17 protein-coding genes are annotated in these 18,839 nt (G+C 64.6%); 8 read left to right on the forward strand and 9 right to left on the reverse strand.

Annotation, left to right across the window (positions count from 1 at the left end; all coding sequences use genetic code 11):
* Positions 1 to 10: 10 nt before the first annotated feature.
* Positions 11 to 1,807: an aspartate--tRNA ligase gene (gene aspS / locus K2W81_RS07250; RefSeq protein WP_294102728.1), complete on the reverse strand. Its 1,797-nt coding sequence runs from the start codon at positions 1,805 to 1,807 to the stop codon at positions 11 to 13.
* Between the two features lie 102 nt (positions 1,808 to 1,909).
* Here aspS and rnd point away from each other — a divergent pair, with 102 nt between their 5' ends.
* Positions 1,910 to 3,082 carry a ribonuclease D gene (gene rnd, locus K2W81_RS07255; RefSeq protein WP_294102931.1) on the forward strand — a complete coding sequence of 391 codons (1,173 nt, stop codon included), beginning with the start codon at positions 1,910 to 1,912 and terminating at the stop codon, positions 3,080 to 3,082.
* 77 nt (positions 3,083 to 3,159) lie between these two features.
* On the forward strand, positions 3,160 to 3,636 hold the full coding sequence (locus tag K2W81_RS07260; protein ID WP_294102730.1) for a hypothetical protein: 477 nt from the start codon (positions 3,160 to 3,162) through the stop codon (positions 3,634 to 3,636).
* A 30-nt stretch (positions 3,637 to 3,666) separates the two neighbouring features.
* Here K2W81_RS07260 and K2W81_RS07265 read toward each other — a convergent pair whose 3' ends face one another.
* Genes K2W81_RS07265 through K2W81_RS07280 form a run of 4 tightly spaced genes read right to left on the reverse strand, consistent with a single transcriptional unit; the run spans position 3,667 to position 9,178 of the window.
* A complete protein-coding gene (locus K2W81_RS07265; RefSeq protein WP_294102733.1) occupies positions 3,667 to 5,166 on the reverse strand; it encodes a Ppx/GppA family phosphatase in 1,500 nt (499 codons plus the stop codon).
* A gap of 6 nt (positions 5,167 to 5,172) precedes the next feature.
* Positions 5,173 to 7,338, reverse strand: coding sequence for an RNA degradosome polyphosphate kinase (locus K2W81_RS07270; RefSeq protein ID WP_294102933.1), 2,166 nt, complete (start codon positions 7,336 to 7,338; stop codon positions 5,173 to 5,175).
* 23 nt (positions 7,339 to 7,361) lie between these two features.
* Positions 7,362 to 7,997 carry a DnaA/Hda family protein gene (locus K2W81_RS07275; RefSeq protein ID WP_294102736.1) on the reverse strand — a complete coding sequence of 212 codons (636 nt, stop codon included), beginning with the start codon at positions 7,995 to 7,997 and terminating at the stop codon, positions 7,362 to 7,364.
* Complete coding sequence (locus K2W81_RS07280; protein ID WP_294102739.1) at positions 7,994 to 9,178, reverse strand: heavy-metal-associated domain-containing protein; 1,185 nt, start codon at positions 9,176 to 9,178, stop codon at positions 7,994 to 7,996. The genes K2W81_RS07275 and K2W81_RS07280 overlap by 4 nt, the downstream gene beginning before the upstream one ends.
* Before the next feature lie 100 nt (positions 9,179 to 9,278).
* Here K2W81_RS07280 and purM point away from each other — a divergent pair, with 100 nt between their 5' ends.
* From purM to K2W81_RS07300, 4 genes are read left to right on the forward strand one after another with little or no spacing between them, the layout of a single operon-like run.
* Positions 9,279 to 10,397 carry a phosphoribosylformylglycinamidine cyclo-ligase gene (purM, locus tag K2W81_RS07285; RefSeq protein WP_294102741.1) on the forward strand — a complete coding sequence of 373 codons (1,119 nt, stop codon included), beginning with the start codon at positions 9,279 to 9,281 and terminating at the stop codon, positions 10,395 to 10,397.
* Positions 10,390 to 10,962 carry a phosphoribosylglycinamide formyltransferase gene (purN, locus tag K2W81_RS07290; RefSeq protein ID WP_294102743.1) on the forward strand — a complete coding sequence of 191 codons (573 nt, stop codon included), beginning with the start codon at positions 10,390 to 10,392 and terminating at the stop codon, positions 10,960 to 10,962. The genes purM and purN overlap by 8 nt, the downstream gene beginning before the upstream one ends.
* Positions 10,959 to 11,336 carry an MmcQ/YjbR family DNA-binding protein gene (locus K2W81_RS07295; protein WP_294102745.1) on the forward strand — a complete coding sequence of 126 codons (378 nt, stop codon included), beginning with the start codon at positions 10,959 to 10,961 and terminating at the stop codon, positions 11,334 to 11,336. Before purN ends, K2W81_RS07295 begins: the two co-directional genes overlap by 4 nt.
* Positions 11,333 to 11,935 (forward strand): hypothetical protein, encoded by a 603-nt coding sequence (locus K2W81_RS07300; protein WP_294102747.1) that lies wholly within the window; start codon positions 11,333 to 11,335, stop codon positions 11,933 to 11,935. The genes K2W81_RS07295 and K2W81_RS07300 overlap by 4 nt, the downstream gene beginning before the upstream one ends.
* Before the next feature lie 7 nt (positions 11,936 to 11,942).
* Here K2W81_RS07300 and K2W81_RS07305 read toward each other — a convergent pair whose 3' ends face one another.
* The 4 genes from K2W81_RS07305 to K2W81_RS07320 form a co-directional block, all read right to left on the reverse strand.
* A complete protein-coding gene (locus K2W81_RS07305; RefSeq protein ID WP_294102749.1) occupies positions 11,943 to 12,524 on the reverse strand; it encodes a hypothetical protein in 582 nt (193 codons plus the stop codon).
* A gap of 7 nt (positions 12,525 to 12,531) precedes the next feature.
* Entirely contained in the window at positions 12,532 to 12,954 is a 423-nt protein-coding gene (ndk, locus tag K2W81_RS07310) for a nucleoside-diphosphate kinase (RefSeq protein ID WP_294102751.1), read from the reverse strand.
* An 81-nt stretch (positions 12,955 to 13,035) separates the two neighbouring features.
* The gene (locus K2W81_RS07315) at positions 13,036 to 13,473 is read right to left on the reverse strand and encodes a DNA polymerase III subunit chi (RefSeq protein ID WP_294102752.1); all 438 of its coding nucleotides are present in this window, start codon (positions 13,471 to 13,473) and stop codon (positions 13,036 to 13,038) included.
* 10 nt (positions 13,474 to 13,483) lie between these two features.
* Positions 13,484 to 14,962: a leucyl aminopeptidase gene (locus tag K2W81_RS07320; protein WP_294102754.1), complete on the reverse strand. Its 1,479-nt coding sequence runs from the start codon at positions 14,960 to 14,962 to the stop codon at positions 13,484 to 13,486.
* A gap of 166 nt (positions 14,963 to 15,128) precedes the next feature.
* Here K2W81_RS07320 and lptD point away from each other — a divergent pair, with 166 nt between their 5' ends.
* Both lptD and K2W81_RS07330 read left to right on the forward strand, forming a co-directional pair.
* Positions 15,129 to 17,378, forward strand: a complete 2,250-nt coding sequence (gene lptD, locus K2W81_RS07325) for an LPS assembly protein LptD (protein ID WP_294102756.1) — start codon at positions 15,129 to 15,131, stop codon at positions 17,376 to 17,378.
* Positions 17,379 to 17,450: 72 nt separating this feature from the next.
* Entirely contained in the window at positions 17,451 to 18,806 is a 1,356-nt protein-coding gene (locus tag K2W81_RS07330; RefSeq protein ID WP_294102760.1) for a peptidylprolyl isomerase, read from the forward strand.
* Positions 18,807 to 18,839 lie beyond the last annotated feature (33 nt).

Consider the following 18,839-nt stretch of genomic DNA (forward strand, 5'->3'; position numbering starts at 1 on the left):
TGATCCGGCGTCAGGCGCCGGGTTTGGCCACCTCTAACGGGCGGAGGTTAAGTTCGCGCAACTGCTTGGCCGTCGCGAAATTGGGGGCGCCCATCATCAGGTCTTCGGCGCGCTGGTTCATCGGGAACACCACGACTTCGCGGATATTGGGCTCGCCCGCAATCAGCATCACGATCCGGTCGACCCCCGGCGCCGAGCCACCGTGCGGCGGCGCACCGCATTTGAAGGCATTGATCATGCCCGCAAAATTTCTGTCGACATCGGCTTGGCTATAGCCCGCAATCTCGAACGCCTTGTACATGATGTCGGGCCGGTGGTTCCGGATCGCGCCCGACGACAGCTCCACGCCATTGCACACGATGTCATATTGATAGGCGAGGATGTCGAGCGGATCCTTGGTCTCCAGCGCTTCCATCTCGCCTTGCGGCATCGAGAAGGGATTGTGGCTGAAATCGATCTTCTTGTTGTCCTCGTCATATTCGAACATCGGGAAATCGACGATCCAGCAGAATTCGAAGCGGTTGGCGTCGATCAGCCCAAGCTGCTCGCCAACGCGGGTGCGTGCAAGGCCCGCAAGCTTGGCCGCCTGCGCCGCGGGTCCCGCCGCGAAGAAGATGCCGTCATTAGGGCCAAGGCCGAGCGCCTCGGCAATCGCCTTCATGCCGTCCTGCCCGTGATTGTTGGCGATCGGGCCGCCGAACACGCCGTCCTTCTGCGTCGCATAGCCAAGGCCGGGGAAGCCTTCACCCTGTGCCCAGGCATTCATGTCGTCGAAGAATTTGCGGCTCTTCTCGGCGGTGTTCGGCGCCGCAATCGCGCGGACGACATTGCCGCCCTCGACCATCGACGCGAACCGCCCGAAACCACTTCCCCGGAACAGCTCGGTCACGTCAGTGATAATCAGCGGATTGCGCAGATCGGGCTTGTCGTTGCCGTATTTGAGCATCGATTCGCGGTAGGGAATGCGCTTGAACGGCAGCGCGCTGACGGTGCGGCCCTTCCCCTGCCAGTCGGCGAATTCCTCGAACACGCCGTGCAACACCGGCTCGATCGCCGCGAACACATCGTCTTGCGTCACAAAGCTCATTTCGAAATCGAGCTGGTAGAATTCACCCGGGCTACGATCCGCCCGCGCATCCTCGTCGCGAAAGCATGGCGCGATCTGGAAGTAACGGTCGAAGCCCGCGACCATCAACAGCTGCTTAAACATCTGCGGCGCCTGCGGCAGCGCGTAGAATTTGCCCGGATGCACCCGGCTCGGCACCAGATAGTCGCGCGCGCCTTCGGGGCTGCTCGCGGTCAGGATCGGCGTCTGGAATTCGGTAAAGCCCTGCCCGATCATCCGCTGGCGCAGCGACGCGATGACATGGCTGCGCAGCATGATGTTGGCGTGCAACCGCTCGCGCCGCAGATCGAGGAAGCGATAGCGCAGCCGGATGTCCTCAGGGTAATCGGCCTCGCCCGCGACCGGCATCGGCAATTCCTGCGCGGCGGATTGCACCACCGCCTCGACCGCCCGGATTTCGATCGCGCCCGTGGGCAGGTTGGGATTGACGACTTCAGGCGCCCGCGCGGTCACTTTGCCGGTCACCGTCACCACGCTTTCGGGGCGCAATTTCTCGATCACGGCAAAGGCGGGGCCGTCGACTTCGGTGACGATCTGGGTGATGCCGTAATGATCGCGCAGATCGACGAAGACGAGATCGCCATGGTCGCGCTTCTTGTGGACCCAGCCCGAAACCCGGACTTCCTGCCCGACATTGTCGGCGCGTAGCTCGGCGCAAGTGTGCGTGCGGTAAATATGCATGGCGGCCTAACAAGCGTTCGCCCCGCGCTTGTCAAGCATGCGCTGCGCAGTTTGACGCCCGCCAAGGCTAGATGACGTCATGAAGCGATGCTACCCAGCGTCATGCACATTCATGATCTGATCACGGACTCCGCCAGCCTCGCCAATTTATGCCACCGGTTGTCCGACGCGGCGTTCATCACCGTCGACACCGAATTCATGCGCGAAAACAGCTATTGGCCCGAGCTGTGCCTGATCCAGATCGCCGACGAGAACGAGGCCGCCGCGATTGATCCGATGGCCGACGGCATCGATTTGAAGCCGCTGCTCGACCTGCTCGTCGAGAATGAGGACGTGCTGAAAGTCTTTCACGCCGGCGGGCAGGATATTGAAATCGTCTATAACCTCACCGGCAAGACGCCTTATCCGCTGTTCGACACCCAGATTGCCGCCATGGCGCTCGGGCAAGGCGAGCAGATCGGTTACCAGAATCTGGTCGAGACCTATCTCGGCATCGCGGTCGACAAGGGCGCACGCTTCACCGACTGGAGCCGCCGCCCGCTCGACAAGCGCCAGATCGAATATGCGATCGGTGACGTCACGCATTTGTCGGTGATTTTCCCGAAAATGCTCGACCGACTGCGCAAGACCGGGCGCGGCGCGTGGCTCGACCAGGAAATGGAGCGGATCGCCGATCCGGCGAACTACCGCAACGACCCTGAGGAATCTTGGCGACGGGTGCGGATCGCCGGGCGCAAGCCCGAAGTGCTCGGGCGGCTGAAGGCGCTCGCGCGCTGGCGCGAGATCGAGGCGCAGGGCAAGGATTTGCCGCGCGGCCGCATCGTCAAGGACGAGACGCTCGCCGATCTGGCGGGCAGTCCGCCCAAGAAGCAAGCCGATCTCGCGCGCGTGCGCGGCCTCTCGGCGGCGTGGGCGCAGAACGACATCGGCGCGCGGCTGATGGCGGCGCTCGAAGGCGCCAAGCCGATGAGCACCGACGAAATGCCCCCGCGCGACGACCGCAAGCCCGGCATGGGCAAGGAAGGCGCGCTGGTTGCCGATCTGCTCAAGCTGCTGTTGAAGATTCGCGCGCGCGACATCGATGTGGCGGCGAAGCTGTTGGCGCGGACCGAAGAGCTGGAGGCGCTGGCGGCGGGGCAGCGCGAGGGATTGGCGATGCTCGAAGGCTGGCGCTACGACCAGTTCGGCAAGGACGCCCTCGCGCTGGTCGAGGGGCGGCTGGGGTTCGCGGTGAAGAACGGGCGGCTGAAGATGACGCGGGCCGAGGAGGAGTAGGGAGGACTGACCAATGGAGGCAAAATTCAGACTAATATCATTCTTTTAAAATGCCATATTCTATAAGGACAAACCAAGTGAGACGCCTGATCGTCACGCTCATTTTACTCTTATTGTCCACGCCCGCATTTTCCCAAATTGTAGGCAAGCCTATCATTGCCAACGGTACGTGCGACGCAAAATCGGGCGTTACAGTCGATGACGGTGAAAACAGCAAATTCGGATGTGACGTTGTTGTCATCACCCGCACGGAGCGCGGCACCGTGCTCATACAGTTTTCCGACAAGAGCGGCGATGATGGCAGGATTCTTGGCTTCGCAGGGACGATCGAAGGGAAACAAGGATTTGGGGCCGACGCCGTTCAGATGCTTGGTGTCGAACGACTATATCTTGCTGGAGGTGCAACGCCGGTCCCTGTCTCTCGCGGGAGTTGCATCATGAATTGGACAGGACTCGAACGCACGGGCGGCCGACTAACCAGCATTCTCTGCGCGGCACGCGCACAGGCGGACGGTTCAGATATAAAGGCATTGGCTGTTCTGCAGACGAAGTAGGAATGTTGGCCGCATCGCGAACGCAGGCCCCTACCCCCGCACCGCCACCCCGCGCCCCAGCAACCCCGCCAGCGCCTTGTGTCGCCGCTCGACCGCTTCGCTGTAGAGCGCGCGGTCGGCGCCCGGGAGCGTCAGCACGATCGCCGCGCCGTCGTCGTCGATCCGGCTGCGCTGGAGCGGCCCGGCAAGCCCGCCCGACAGCCGCTGCCCCAGCCGCATCGCCAGGCCCCAGCCCATCGCGCGGCGCGTCTCGGCCGTGCCGGTCAGTGCCGGGATTGGCGGCGGTGAGGTCAGCCCGCCGCCGAGCGAACTGAACAGCGCCTGCGCGACTTGCGCGCGGCCCGGTGCGTCGATCGCCACCCAATTGCCGTGCAGCGCAATCTCGACGCCGCGTTCGGCACGGAACTCCGGGTTCGCGCGCCAGCCGACATCGGCAAGCAGGCACGCGGCATGCCGCAGTCTAGCGAGCCGGGGTTCCTCGCCCGCGAACAGCGGCGCGATCCAGCTATCGAGAATGTCGCCATGCTCGGCAAAGCGCCCAAGCCGCCGCCCCTCGTCGCGTGCCGCCACGATCAGCGGATCAAGCGCGCGCTCGGCAGGATCGAGTCCGGCGTAGAGCAGCCCCTCACGCAAGCCAAAGGCCGAGACAATGGTCGTGCGCGCGTCGAGATGGCGCAGCAACACGCTCAACAGCGCGCCGGCATCGCGCAAGGTAGGGAGACGCGCCGTCGACAGGTTCGGGATCGCGCGCAGCTTGCCCTTCGCCACATGGCTCAGCGTGCGCCCCAGCCGCGACACCGCCATCGGCGTCATTTCATATTGGTGGATGATCGGCAGCGGATAGCCGATCTGGTGCATATCGAGCCGCGCGAGCGTCCGCCACGACCCACCCACCAGGTAAAGCGGCAACCCTGCCCCCGCGCCTTCCCACCCTGCGGCGGCGATCAGCTTGCTGATCGCGCGATCAAACTTGCGCGGCCCCTCGGCCTTCAGCGCCGCCAGCCGCAAGACGCCGAGCGGGAAGGAAGCACGCTCGCCGATCACGCCGTCCTTCACCCGCACCAGCTCAAGGCTGCCGCCGCCAAGGTCGCCGACAATGCCATCGGCGTCGGGAATGGCGGACAGCACGCCCAGCCCGGCCCCCAAAGCCTCCTGCTCGCCCGAGAGCAGCTCAACCGTCAGCCCAAGCGCGCGGGCATCGTCGAGCAGATCATGACCATTCACCGCATCGCGTACGGCCGCCGTCGCAACGGTGCGCAGCTCATTAACATCCATTTCGCGCGCAACCGCAGCGAAGCGCGCGAGCGCCAGCCGCGCGACCTTGAGCGCGCCGGGCTCGATCGCGCCGGTGGTGCCAAGCCCACGCCCCAGCCCGGCCATGACTTTCTCGTTGAACAGGATCGCCGGCAGCCGCGCTGGCCCCTGATAGACGACCAGCCGGATCGAATTCGACCCGATGTCGATAATGCCGGTGCGCGGATCGCCGCCGAGCGCTTCGGCGCGGTTCTTGCGGAAGAAGAGCGTGGCCACCGGGCGTTAAGCGCTCGTCCGCGCCGCACGGCGCCGCAGCGACAATTTGGGCACCGCATCGCTGGTCGCCAGCGCGGCGCCACGCCCCGACAGCGACGGATTGGTCATGAAGTAACGGTGCAGGTTGAACGGCCGATCACCCGGATCGGTGCGGACATAGGCGCCGTCGCTCTGCAAATCCCAGCTTTGTTCGTTGTCGATCAAATTGGCGACCATCACCTGATCGAGCACCTGATCATGCACGGTCGGGTTCAGAATCGGCAGCATATATTCGACCCGCCGATCGAAATTGCGCGGCATCCAGTCGGCCGACGAAATGAAAACCTTGGCACCATCATTGGGTAACGCACGACCATTGCCGAACGCCCAGATACGGCTGTGCTCAAGGAAGCGCCCGATCACCGATTTGACGCGGATATGCTCGCTCATGTCGGGCACGCCGGGCTTCAGGCAGCAGATGCCCCGGATGACGAGGTCGATCTGGACCCCGGCGTTGCTCGCTTCATAGAGCTTTTCGATAATCGCAGGGTCGACGAGCGAATTCATCTTCGCCCACATCGCCGCCGGTTTGCCCGCGCGAGCAAAGCCGATCTCGGCCTCGATCAGATCGACCAGCCGCGCGCGCAGGTTGCGCGGGCTCATGCTGAGCAGCTCCATATTGGTCGGCTCGACATAGCCGGTCACATAATTGAACATCTGCGACGCATCGCGCCCGATCCGTGGATCGGCGGTGAAGAAGCTCAGATCGGTGTAGATACGCGCGGTGATCGGGTGGTAATTGCCGGTGCCGAAGTGGCAATAAGTGCGATATTCGCCCACTTCGCGCCGCACCACGAGCGAAATCTTCGCGTGCGTTTTCCAGTCGATGAAGCCATAGACGACTTGCACCCCCGCGCGCTCAAGCGCCGACGCCCAGAGCAGATTTTGCTCTTCGTCGAAACGCGCTTTCAACTCGACCACCGCCGTCACCGATTTGCCCGCTTCGGCGGCAGCAATCAGCGCGTTGATGACGGCGGGCTGCTTGCCCGCGCGGTAGAGCGTCTGCTTGATCGCCACGACATCGGGGTCGCTCGCCGCCTGCCGCAAAAAGGCGAGCACGACGTCGAAGCTTTCGTACGGGTGATGGACGATAATGTCCTTGGCGCGGATCGCGGCAAAGCAATCGCCACCATATTCGCGAATCCGTTCCGGGAAGCGCGGCGAATAGGGCGGGAATTTCAGGTCGGGCCGATCCTCATCGACAATCGCTTCGAGCGCACCGACGCCCAGAAACGCGCCGCTTTCGGTCACAAAGGCATCGCTGCCGCCGAGTTCGTCGCGCAGCACGCTGCCCAAGACTTCAGGCATACCCGATTCGAGTTCGAGCCGGATCACCCGGCCGCGCCGCCGCCGCTTGATCGCATTGGTGAAGTGGCGGACGAGGTCCTCGGCTTCTTCCTCAATCTCGATATCGCTGTCGCGCAGCACGCGGAATTCGGCGGCCCCCAGCTTGCGGTAGCCGGGAAAAACGAGGTCGGAGAAGCGCTTGACCAGCGATTCGACCGCGACATAGCGCGCGTTTTCACCCGGCAACCGCACGAAGCGCGGCATCGGCGCGGGCAGCATCACCAATTCGCGCATAGGCTGCCCGTCCGAATCGCGCACCATATCGAACATTACCGCCAGCCCCTTGTTGGGCATGAACGGGAACGGATGCGCGGGGTCGAGTGCCTGCGGCGTCAGGATCGGGAAAATCTGCTCGCGGAACTGGGTTTCGAGCCAGGCGAGTTCATCGGCACTGAGCGATTCGTCGATCGTGCGCGAACTGAGCACGGTAATGCCGGTTTCGGCGAGCAAGGTGCGCAGCTCACGCCACACCGTACGCTGGCTTTCGACGAGCGCATCGGCTTCGGCGACGATCACCGCGAGCTGCTGGCTCGAATTGAGCCCGTCGACCGAAAAGCGGTCGACATCCTGCATTTGCTGCCCCTTCAGGCCGGCAACACGCACCATGAAGAATTCGTCGAGATTCGAGCCCGAAATCGACAGAAAACGTAAGCGTTCGAGCAGCGGATGCGCCGGATTGCGCGCTTCTTCGAGCACGCGCCGATTGAATGCCAGCCAGCTCAGCTCGCGGTTGAAGAACCGGTCGCCGCCGCTCCCGGCTTCGAACTGTTCGTCATCATCGCTCATGTCCACAAGCGGCGTCGGACGGCTCATGCGTTGGTCTCACCTGATTCGCGGGTTCGAGCCGTCAACAGCCCGGCGCTGGTCATAGCGGTTCGCGCGAGCGTAATCGACAGGCGTTTGCGGTGCGCGAGCGCGGCCTGATCGAGCGTGTCGACGGTGCGCTCGATCGCGACATGGCTGCGTTCGATCCGCGCGACCAGCCACTGGATCAGATCGGCGCGCGCATCGAGCTGGCGGCGCAGGAAGGCGCGTTCGAACAGCGCCGCCATCAGCGCGTCGTCGGGCGCCTCGATCCGCGCGACCGGGGTCGCGGCCAAGCGCGAGCGCAGATCGGGCAGCTTGACGCGCCATTCGGGCGGCGGCGCTTCGGCAACAATCAGCAGCGGGCGGCGATCGTCCTGCGCCGCGTTCCAGGCGTGGAAGATCGCTGCTTCGCTCACGCGTTCGGCATCGTCGATGATCGTGCCCCCGCTATGCTGCGCGAACAGCCGCGCGAGCGTACTGCGGCCCGATTTGCGCGGGCCCGCGAGCAAGGTCGCCATCACCGGCCACGCGCCCCATCGCCGCAAATGCTGCGCGGCATGGGCGTTGGAGGCACTGATCAGGAAGTCGTCGTCGGTCGGGTCTGCGGGCCAGGCCAGGGGGAGCGGCAGCTGCGTCATCCGGCGGTGGCATTGTCCGCAGGCACGTCGGGCGGCGGCAGGCTGGGCGCACGGCGCTGCATGCGCAAAGCGCCCCCGCCCGAAATCACCGCCCAGCCGCGCGCCTCAATCGCCGACCGCAGCGTCGCCGCATCGCCTTCATAGGTCACACGCAGCACCGAAATGCCGCCAAGCGCGAGACTATCGATCGACACGCTGCGGATACCCGGAATGCCGCGGAGCGTCGCCTGCGACGAATCGAACGCGCCCGCCGTGGGCGTCTCGACCTGTACGGTGATGCCGATGGCCGGCACTTCGCTGGTGCCGATCACATCTTCGGGGAGCAGCGACTCGTCGGGGACGGTCGCTTCATCGACCGCCGTCGGCGCGCGAGCAAGCAGCCCCGGATCGATGCGGAGGATGCCGCTCGACAGTGCAGCTTGATACGCCGCGTCGATGCGCTTGACGCCCGCATCCATCAGCGCGGGCAACGCATCGGCATTGCTCACGCGCAGTGAAAAGCTGGTCAACAGGCGATTGTCGGGGCCAAAGCGCGCCTGAAACCGGCCGATGATCGGCCCGCCGGGCCATTGGCGTTCGAGGTGGACGATCGGGATCAGCACGTCGGACGCGCCATATTGCGCGAGCGTCGACCGCCACTGGCCCCGCCCCGGCCTGTTGATCTGCCCCGCGTTCAGCAGCAGCGCATCGGGGCCATTGCCGGCCGGGCGCACATAATCGACCGTGCTGTTGCCTCCGTTGAAGCGCCCCCAGGCATCGAGCCACACGCTCTTGCGCTCGAACGCCAGCGGCGCGCCGCCGGTCCATTCGATCGGCAGCAGCAGGAAGGGCGGCGACCGCGTGAACGATGCACTGACGCCCAGAATTGATGCCGCGCGCGACCGATCAAACCGGATGCCCAGTTTTGCAATGTAGCGCGTCGGGCCGATCTGCTCGCTTTCGACGACAATGCCCGACACAAGCTGATCGAGCACCGAATCGGGCAAGCCTGCGCCGCCAACGCCCATCCGCCGCGACAGCATCACCCAGCCCTTGCGTTGCGCGAGCCGCCAGCCCGCGGTCCGGGCGGTATCGGAGCTCTTCGCGCTGACATCGACTTCGACGCCGCTCACTTCAAAGCTCGGGCCAGCGCCCTCTTGCGCGGCGACGTCGCTGCCGATCAGCGGGACGATCGCAAGCATCGCAACAGCCAAGCGAAAGGATTTTGACAGCGTCATAGCGCGCCCTTTTGGCGAAGCAGGCGTGGAAATCCAAGCGCGATATCGCTAGGCGCTGTTGACAATGACCGACGATCGCTCCGCGCCGCCCGCCGACACCCCGGCCTATACCTATGCCGATGCCGGCGTTTCGATCGCGGCGGGCAATGCGCTGGTGCGCGCAATCGGTCCGTTGGCACGGGCAACACGGCGACCCGGGGCGGATGCCGAACTCGGCGGCTTCGGCGGCTTTTTCGACCTCAAGGCCGCCGGCTTCGTCGATCCACTGTTGGTTGCCGCCAATGACGGCGTCGGCACCAAATTGAAGCTCGCGATCGAGCATGACCGCCATGACGGCGTTGGCATCGATCTGGTCGCCATGTGCGCCAATGACCTGATCGTTCAGGGCGCCGAGCCTTTGTTCTTTCTCGATTACTACGCCAGCGCCAAGCTCGTGCCCGGTGTCGCCGAGCGTGTCGTCGCGTCGATTGCGCAGGGGTGTCTGCAAGCCGGGTGCGCGCTGATCGGTGGCGAGACGGCGGAAATGCCGGGCATGTATGCGCCGGGCGACTATGACCTCGCGGGCTTTTGCGTCGGCGCGGTCGAGCGCGACCAAGTCATCACGGGTGCCAAGGTGCGCGCGGGCGATGTCATCCTGGGCCTTGCCTCATCGGGCGTCCATTCGAACGGTTTCTCGCTGGTACGGCGCTTGGCGGCGGATCGTGGGTGGAAACTCGACCGTCCAGCGCTGTTCGATATCGACACGCGGCTGATCGATGCGCTGATGGCGCCCACGCGCATCTATGTGAAGTCGCTGCTGCCGCTGGTAAAGGCAGGCAAGATCGCCGCGATGGCGCATATCACCGGCGGCGGGCTGCTCGAAAACATCCCGCGCTGCCTGCCGAAAGACATGCAGGCGCTGATCGGTGCCGATGCCTGGGAACAGCCCCGGCTAATGGCATTCCTGCAAGCGCAAGGGAATATCGAGCCGGGCGAAATGGCGCGCACGTTTAACTGCGGCATCGGCATGGCCGTGGTCGTGGCGCAAGAAGACCTTGATGAAGTGACCGCGCAGCTCGAAGCCGCTGGCGAAAGCGTCCATGCGATCGGGCTGGTCGTCAGCGGCTCGCGCGGCTGTGTCGTCTCGGGCTCGGTCGAAACCTGGGGCGCCCGCGAAAAATGGTCGGTGCGCTTCGATGCCTGACCGAACGCGGGTCGCCGTGCTCCTGTCGGGGCGCGGATCGAACATGATGGCGCTGGTGGAGGCGTCGCGCAGCGCAGACGCCCGTTATGAAATCGTGATTGTTGCGTCCGACCAGCCCGACGCGCCTGGACTTGCCTGGGCCGCCGATCAAGGCATCCCCTGCTGGAGCCTGTCGCCCAAGGGCATCGGCAAGGCCGCACACGAAGCTGCGCTCGATGCTGCCCTGCGCGAAGCCGACGTGGCGTTCATCGCGCTTGCAGGTTTTATGCGTATTCTCTCGACCGATTTCGTCGCACGCTGGGAGGGCCGCATCGTCAATATCCACCCCTCGCTGCTGCCCAAATACAAGGGCCTCGACACCCATGCGCGCGCGATCGACGCGGGCGACAAGATCGCCGGCTGCTCGGTCCATGTCGTCACCGAAGCGCTTGATGCGGGCGAGGTACTCGGCCGCGCGGTCGTGCCAATCCTGGCAGGCGACACCAGCGATGTGCTGGCGAAGCGCGTGCTGGCGGCCGAGCATCGCCTTTATCCGCGACTTCTGGCAGATTATGTCGCGCGATGAGCTTTGATCCCGACCTCGCCCTCGCCCGCGCGCGCAGCATCTGCCTTGCGCTGCCAGAAACCGACGAGCGGCTGTCGCACGGGTCACCGGGCTTCTTCATCACCAAGGGCAAGTTCTTCGCCTATGTCTGGAACAACCACCACGACGACGGCATCATGGCGTGCCATGTGAAGACCAGTGGGCGCGAAGAACAAGCCATGCTGGTCGAGATGGACCCCGATTTCTATTTCGTGCCGCCCTACCTCGGCCCGAGCGGCTGGATCGGGATGCGGCTCGACCGCGACGACACCGACTGGGACCGTGTGGCCGATCGGATCGCGATCAGCTGGCAACTCATCGCGCCCAAGCGCTTGCTGGAGGCTTACCGCGCATGACCGACACCCCGGCCGAAAAGGCCGAAGCCGCGGCGATCCGTCGCCGCTGGATCACGCTCGGCGAAATCGTCGCGGTGGCGGGACTTATCATCTCGGCGCTCGCCTTGTATTTGAGCTACGCTGATCGCCGCGCCGACGAGGCCGAGCGGCAGCGCGAAAAGGCCAGCGAAGCCAAGGCGCGCACGGCTGTGCTGCTGACCGCCACCGAAGTCGACGGTGGCCGCCGCCTGGCGCTCAAGGACTCCGCGCATCCGGTGCAGGCGATCACCGTCAGCTTCCCCGCAGCGCTTGGCGTCGGCACCCAGACGAGCAGCGCCACCCCCGAAATCGACCTGCGCTGGTTCGCCGCCAAGCTGCTCGACGCGACCGCCAAGGGGCCGGATAACGCCACCGGTCGCCTGCCGGTGCTGATCGATGCCGATTATTGGGACGGCGACACGCAGGTACACGACCGCGCGATCTACGACATCGTCTGGCAAAGCCACGGTCGCCTGATCGAGGGCCGCGCGCTCCGCCTCAAGGGACTGATGTTGCACCAACGCAAGGGCGCAACGCAGGCGGCAATCGACACGCGCTGGGCCACGGTCGGCCCGAACTGAAGCTTTCTCAGCTTTTGGTTGAATCTTTACGGATGGACAGTATATTGCGGCTTGGCTTCGCCGTCCCGTCTGCTGGAATTGGACCAGGTGACGAGGGGATAGCTTCGGCAGACCCCGGCTGCGGCATAGTGGCGGCGAAGTCCATCCGTGCGTAATATGGCAGCTTGTCGGCTTGAGCATACTCGATTTGCTTCGTCAGCCACGCAATGCCGTTTGCCTTGCCATATAGCGATAGCACAACGTTCGGCGCGCCTTCACGGCCAGGTGCGATCGCGGCGACCACCGGATCACCCGACCTGTCGCTAACCACCAGCATCACGACCAGCGACCCGTCGCGCCGCATCGATGGGACCGCCGCCAGCGGATCGCAGAGCAATTCAGGCAAGCGATGCCACGTGTCGAGCTCAACCTCGGGATGCTCGCGGCGGCAACGCGCGATCTTGCCGCACGTCATCACCAAGTCCACCGGCGAAAGCCCAACCCGCTTCAGCAGATTGGGAGTCGGTCCCAACACCACATTGGGGCGCGGGAACGGATCGCCTCGAATGATCGAGTCTACGATCCGCGACCATTGCGCCGCCGCATTCAATCCACGATCAGCCGACGATTTCTTCGGGCTTGAAGAAATAGGCGATTTCGATCACGGCATTTTCGTCGCTGTCCGAACCATGGACCGAATTCGCTTCGATCGATTCGGCGAGTTCCTTGCGGATCGTGCCAGCTTCGGCATTGGCGGGGTTGGTCGCGCCCATGATGTCGCGGTTGCGCTGGACGGCGTTTTCGCCTTCGAGCACTTGCACCACGACCGGACCCGAGATCATGAAGCTGACGAGGTCGCCGAAAAAGGGCCGCTCGCGGTGGACGGCGTAAAAGCCCTCGGCCTGCTCGCGCGTCAGGTGGACGCGCTTCGACGCGACGACGCGCAGGCCCGCTTCCTCCAGCATCTTGGTGACGGCGCCGGTCAGGTTGCGACGCGTCGCATCGGGCTTGATGATCGAAAAAGTGCGTGTCGCGGCCATGACTGGAGCGGTCCTTCGTGTCTGGAGATTGAGGGATAGTCTGGCGCGCCTTTAGCCGGGGCAGCGAGCGGGGGCAAGCCGCTACCCCGCCTGCTCCCAGCCGCGCGCGCCCTGTTTCCAATAGCGCCGCTCGACACCCTCGCGCCCGGCCAGCCCCTTCCATGCCGCGCGCGCGGCGTCGATGCAGCTTTCGTCGAACAAATGAAACGCGCGGTCGAAGCCAAGCGCGGCATCGCGCCACAGTGCATCGGCGATCAGGATGTTGCGCGCCGCGTTCCCCGCGACCGGCTCAGGCGCAATCAACACCGGCTGGGCAGTATCATCGCCGGTCCCCGCCTGCGCGTGCGGCAGGAAACTGTCGGCGGCATAATCCCACAGCAACCGATCGAGCGCCGCGCGCTGCGGGGCGTCACCGCTGACGATCAGCAGTCGCCCGCCCCCCGCCACCACCCGCTCGGCGAGCCGCGGGAGGACTTGCTCGAGCGGCTGCCGGGTCAGGTGGTAGAAGTCGACTTGCATCGTGTGAGGCTCAGCCCTCGAAGTTATCCGCCACAAACCGGTCGAGCACGCGCACGCCGTAACCCGTCGCGCCCTTGTCAAAGGTCGCTCCGGGCTTGTCGGCCCAAACCATCCCGGCGATGTCGAGATGCGCCCAGCGCACGCCCTTGTCGACGAAGCGCTGGATGAACTGTGCGGCGGTGATCGATCCAGCGCCGCGCGGACCGACATTCTTCATGTCGGCGATCGGGCTGTCGATCAGCTTGTTGTAATTGTCCGACAGCGGGAAACGCCACAGCAGGTCGCCCGACGCCTTGCCTGCCGCGAGCAACTGATCGGCCAAGCTGTCGTCATTCGCGAACAGTCCGCCATGTTCGTTGCCGAGCGCAATGATCATCGCGCCGGTCAAGGTCGCGAGATCGACGATTGTCTTCGGCCGATGCGTGCGCTGGACCCAGGTGATCGCGTCGCACAGCACCAGCCGCCCTTCGGCATCGGTGTTGAGGATTTCGATCGTCTGCCCCGACATTGACGTCACAATGTCGCCGGGGCGCTGGGCATTGCCGTCGGGCATATTCTCGACCAGACCACAGACGCCAACGACATTCGCCTTGGCCCCCCGCAGCGCGAGCGCCTTCATCGCGCCGACCACGGCACCCGCGCCGCCCATGTCCCACTTCATGTCTTCCATGCCGGGGCCGGGCTTGAGCGAAATGCCGCCGGTGTCGAAGGTCACGCCCTTGCCGACCAGCGCGAGGTCGGGATCGCCCGGTCCCTTGCCGCTCCACTTGATGACGAGCAACTGGCCCTCGCGCACCGATCCCTGGCTGACGCCGAGCAGCGACCCCATGCCGAGCTCGGTCATTTCCGCCTCGCCCAGCACCGAAATCTCGAGCCCCAGCCCTTCAAGGTCGGCGGTCACGCGCTCGACGAAGGCGACCGGGTACATGATGTTTGGCGGCTCGGCGACGAGCGTACGCGTGAGCGCCAGCCCCTTGGTGACGGCATCCTGCGCATGCCACGCCGCGTCGCTGCCCTCGGGCGCGCCAGCAATCGTGATGCGCGCGAGCGTCGGCTTCTGCCTTTCGGGCAGGCGCGTGCGGTAAGTATCGATCCGCCAGCCACGCATGACCGCAGCGGCGGCAAAGCGCGCCACAGCGCTTGCTGACGGTGCTGCAGCCAGCGCCGCGAAATCGGCGGTGACGGCAGTGGTACCCGATGTGAGCAACTTCGCGGTCAGCGCGCCGCCCGCGCGCTCATAATCATGCTCGCTCCCTGCCCCGACACCCAGCAGCAGCAGTTGGCGCACCCCAGTGCCCGTCGCCACAAAGGCCTCGACGATAGCACCGGGTTCGCCATCAAAGCGCGACGCGCGGGCAGCCGCCAGCGCCAGCGCCTGCGCGCCCGCATCAAGGTCACCAAACGCCACCCGGTCGATCCCGTCCTTTTCGACGGGTATCGCAACGACGGCGGCATCCGCCGCGCGAGTGACGGAAAATTCAATCTGCATCATTAACCTCAAAGCGAGTTTGAAAAAGAGAGTCGGGGGTGGCGTGAAAGTTTCTTGGGCCAGCCTGCTTGCTCTGTCAAAGCGCGCGGCGTTGCGGCAGCGCCGAACCGGTGCGATAGGGCAGTCGGGCGGGCGCAATGGCGACCGGAAAGGGATTCGTGCCGACGTGAGGCAGCGTATTGTTCTGAATTCCTGTGCGCTAGCGCTCGCGATCGGCCTTAGCGCACCCGCTTGGGCGCAGGACCTGCAGGACCGCACCACACCGCCGCCGCCGCCGCTTACCCCGGCCGAACAGCCCGCGCCGACCAAGGACGAAGATCAGGTCCAGTTCAGCGCCAACGAACTCAGCTATGACACGGATGCCGACGTGGTCACCGCGAACGGCGATGTGCGCATGTACCGTGAAGGCGACCGGCTCCGCGCCGACAAGGTCAGCTGGAACCGCAAGACCGGGAGGGTCATCGCGTCCGGCAATATCGTCGTCACCAATCCGGGCGGCGACCAAGCTTACGGCGATGCGATCGAACTGACCGATTCGCTGAAGGACGGCGTCGTCGACAATATGCTCGTTGTGCTTGATCGCGGCGGGCGCCTCGCCGCCCAACACGGCAGCCGCGACAAGGACGGCATCGTCAGCCTCACCAACGCTGCCTACACGCCGTGCGCGGTGACCAATGCCGCGAACTGCCCGAAGGAACCGTCGTGGAAGATTACGGCGGTCAGCGTGGTCTATAATCCCGCCAAGCAGCGCATTTATTATAAGGGCGCGCGGATCAGCATCTTCGGTTTCGCCACGCTGCCGCTACCCGCGCTGTCGAACCCGGTCGGCGACGATACGCATAGCGGCCTGCTGAACCCCGACATCCGCTACACCCGCGTGAACGGGTTCGAATATGCGCAACCCTATTATCTGTCGATCGCGCCCAACCGCGGGATCAAGATCACGCCGCGCATCTTTTCAAACGTGCTGCCGCTGCTGTCGGTCGATTACAACGCGCTCACGACGCGCGGCGCTTATCGGCTGTCGGTCTATGGCACGGTCAGCGACCGGACCGAAACCGGCATCATCAACCCGGTCACGTCGCAGAATGTGTTCCGCGGCTATATCGAGGGCAGCGGGCGGTTCCAGCTGACCCCCAATTGGAGCGTCAGCACCTCGTTTCGCGTCGCAACCGACCGCACCTTCCTGCGCCGCTACGATATTTCGCGCGACGACATTTTGCGCAGCACCGCGCGGATCGAGCGGATCGGTCAGGACAGCTATTTCGCGATCAGCGGCTGGGCGGTGCAGACGCTGCGCGTCGGCGATCGTCAGGGGCTCCAGCCGGTCGCGTTGCCCGAAATCGATTATCGGCGCCGCTTTCGCAATCTGCTCGGCGGACAGCTCGACGTGCAAGCCAACACGCTCGCGATCGGCCGCGCCGCCGGGCAGGACACCCAGCGCGCCTTTACCAGCGCAACCTGGAACCTGCGCCGCGTGACCGGCTGGGGCCAGGAAGTGACGATCACCGGCTATCTGCGTGGTGATCTCTACAACTCGGCCGACCAGATCGCGACGACGGTTGCCAGCTATCGCGGCAATCCCGGCATTCAGACGCGCGGGATTGCGGCGGTCGCGATCGACGTCAAATGGCCCTTCGTCGGGCGTTTTCTGGGCGGGACGCAGCGCCTGACGCCGCGCGTCCAGATCGTCGCATCGCCCAAAATCGCCAATCTGATCGTGCCCAATGAGGATTCGCGCGCGGTCGATCTTGAGGATTCGAACCTGTTCGCGCTCAACCGCTTCCCCGGCTACGACCGGTTCGGCGGTTCAACGCGCGTCGTCTACGGCCTTGAATGGGCAGTCGACCTGCCCGACTTCAGCCTGACCTCCAATGTCGGGCAAAGTTACCGCATTAGCGCTGATCCCACCTTCATCCCCAAAGGAACGGGCTTTTCCGACAATGTGTCGGATATTGTGGGCCGAACCGAACTGCGCTTTCGCGACCTCGTCTCGCTCACGCATCGATACCGGCTCGACAAGAGCGGGTTGGCGATCCGCCGCAACGAGCTTGACGCGACAGTCGGCACACGCGGCACCTATCTGCTGCTCGGCTATCTCCGGCTGAATCGCCAGATCGACCCCACGCTGGAGGATTTGCGCGACCGTGAAGAAGTGCGCGCGGGCGCGCGCGTCCAGTTCGCGCGCTTCTGGTCGCTGTTTGGCTCGACCGTGATCGACTTGACGACCAAGCGCGCCGATCCGCTGTCGACGACCGACGGTTTTGCGCCGGTGCGCCGCCGCATTGGCGTGGGCTATGAAGACGATTGCCTCAGGCTCGGCCTGACGTGGGTGCGCAATTACCAGGACACGGGCGACGCGCGTCGCGGCGACAATTTCCTCGTGACTCTGGCATTCAAGAACCTCGGACGTTAAGCAGGCGATCAACAGGGATCCGCCAAAGGGGTGCGCAGGATCGTTTGCACAGATGAGAGTTGGACCACGTCGATGAAATCATTCGTTAAATCGCGCCCGATGCGCGTCGCGCTGCTGGTCGCAGCCGGGACTGGCCTCGCGACTGCCGCGCTCGCGCAGACCGTGCAGGACCAATCGGTGCCCGACACCGGGCTGAACATTCCGAAGAATTTGCAGATTTTCGGCAAGCGCGACCCCAATGTCCGCAAGGCGACCGCGATCGTCAACGATACGGTGATCACGGGCACCGATGTCGACCACCGCGTCAACCTGATCCTCGCGGCCAACACGCTCAAGCTCAACGAGCAGGAGCTCGCGACGCTGCGGCTGCAGGTGCTCAGCTCGCTGATCGACGAAACGCTCGAGCTGCAGGAAGCCAAGGCCGGTGACATCAAGGTGGCGGCCGATGAAATCGACCAGCGGATCGCGCTGATCGCCAAGAACTTCAACAAGAGCGTCCCCGAATTCCGCAGTTTCCTGCGCGCATCGGGATCGTCGGAGCGCAGCCTGCGCCGTCAGGTCGAAGCTGAACTTGCGTGGAACCGCTATCTGCGACGCCGGATCGGCGCGACGATCAACGTCGGCGATGCCGAAGTGAAGAGCATCCTGAAGCGGCTCGAAGCGCAAAAGGGCCAGACCGAATTCCACGTCAAGGAAATCTACCTCCGCGCCAACCCCGAGCAGCAATCGCAGGTGTTCGCCGAAACGCGCGCGCTGATGGACGAAATCCAGAAGGGCAAGCGCAGCTTCGAGGACATTGCCTTGGCGCGCTCGGAAGCCACCACGCGCGCGGTTGGCGGCGATCTCGGCTGGGTCAAAGCCGACCAACTCCCCGAATCGCTCGCGCAGGCGTCGGTCGAAATGAACGTCAATCAGCTTGCCGGACCGATCGAAGTCCCGGGCGGCTTTTCGATCCTGTATCTGGTCGACAAGCGCAAAGTGCTGACAGCGGACGCGCGCGACGCGGTGCTCAGCCTGCGCCAGGTCAGCATCGCCTTTCCCAAGGGCATCACCGAAGCCGAAGCGTCGCAGCGCGTGTCGACCTTCGCCAGCGCGATCAAGACGATCCGTGGCTGCGGCGAAGTGCAAAAGGTCGCCGCCACGTTGCAAGCCGAAGTCGTCGACAATGACGCGGTCAAGATCCGCGATTTGCCGCCCCAGCTGCAGGATATGATTTCGGGCCTGAGCGTCGGCGAAGCGACACCGCCTTTCGGCTCGCCGACCGATGGCGTGCGCACGCTCGTGGTCTGCGGTCGTACCGATGCGCAGGCCGGCGACTTGCCGGGTATGGAAGCGGTACGCAACCAGATGGAACAGCACGCGATCAACCTGCGCGCCGATCACAAGCTGCGCGATCTGCGCCGCGACGCCATCATCGAATATCGCTGAGCATCGGCTGCTGGCGGACAGCGCATCGGGGAG

The sequence above is a fragment of the Sphingomonas sp. genome, assembly GCF_019749955.1.
GTDB lineage: Bacteria > Pseudomonadota > Alphaproteobacteria > Sphingomonadales > Sphingomonadaceae > Sphingomonas.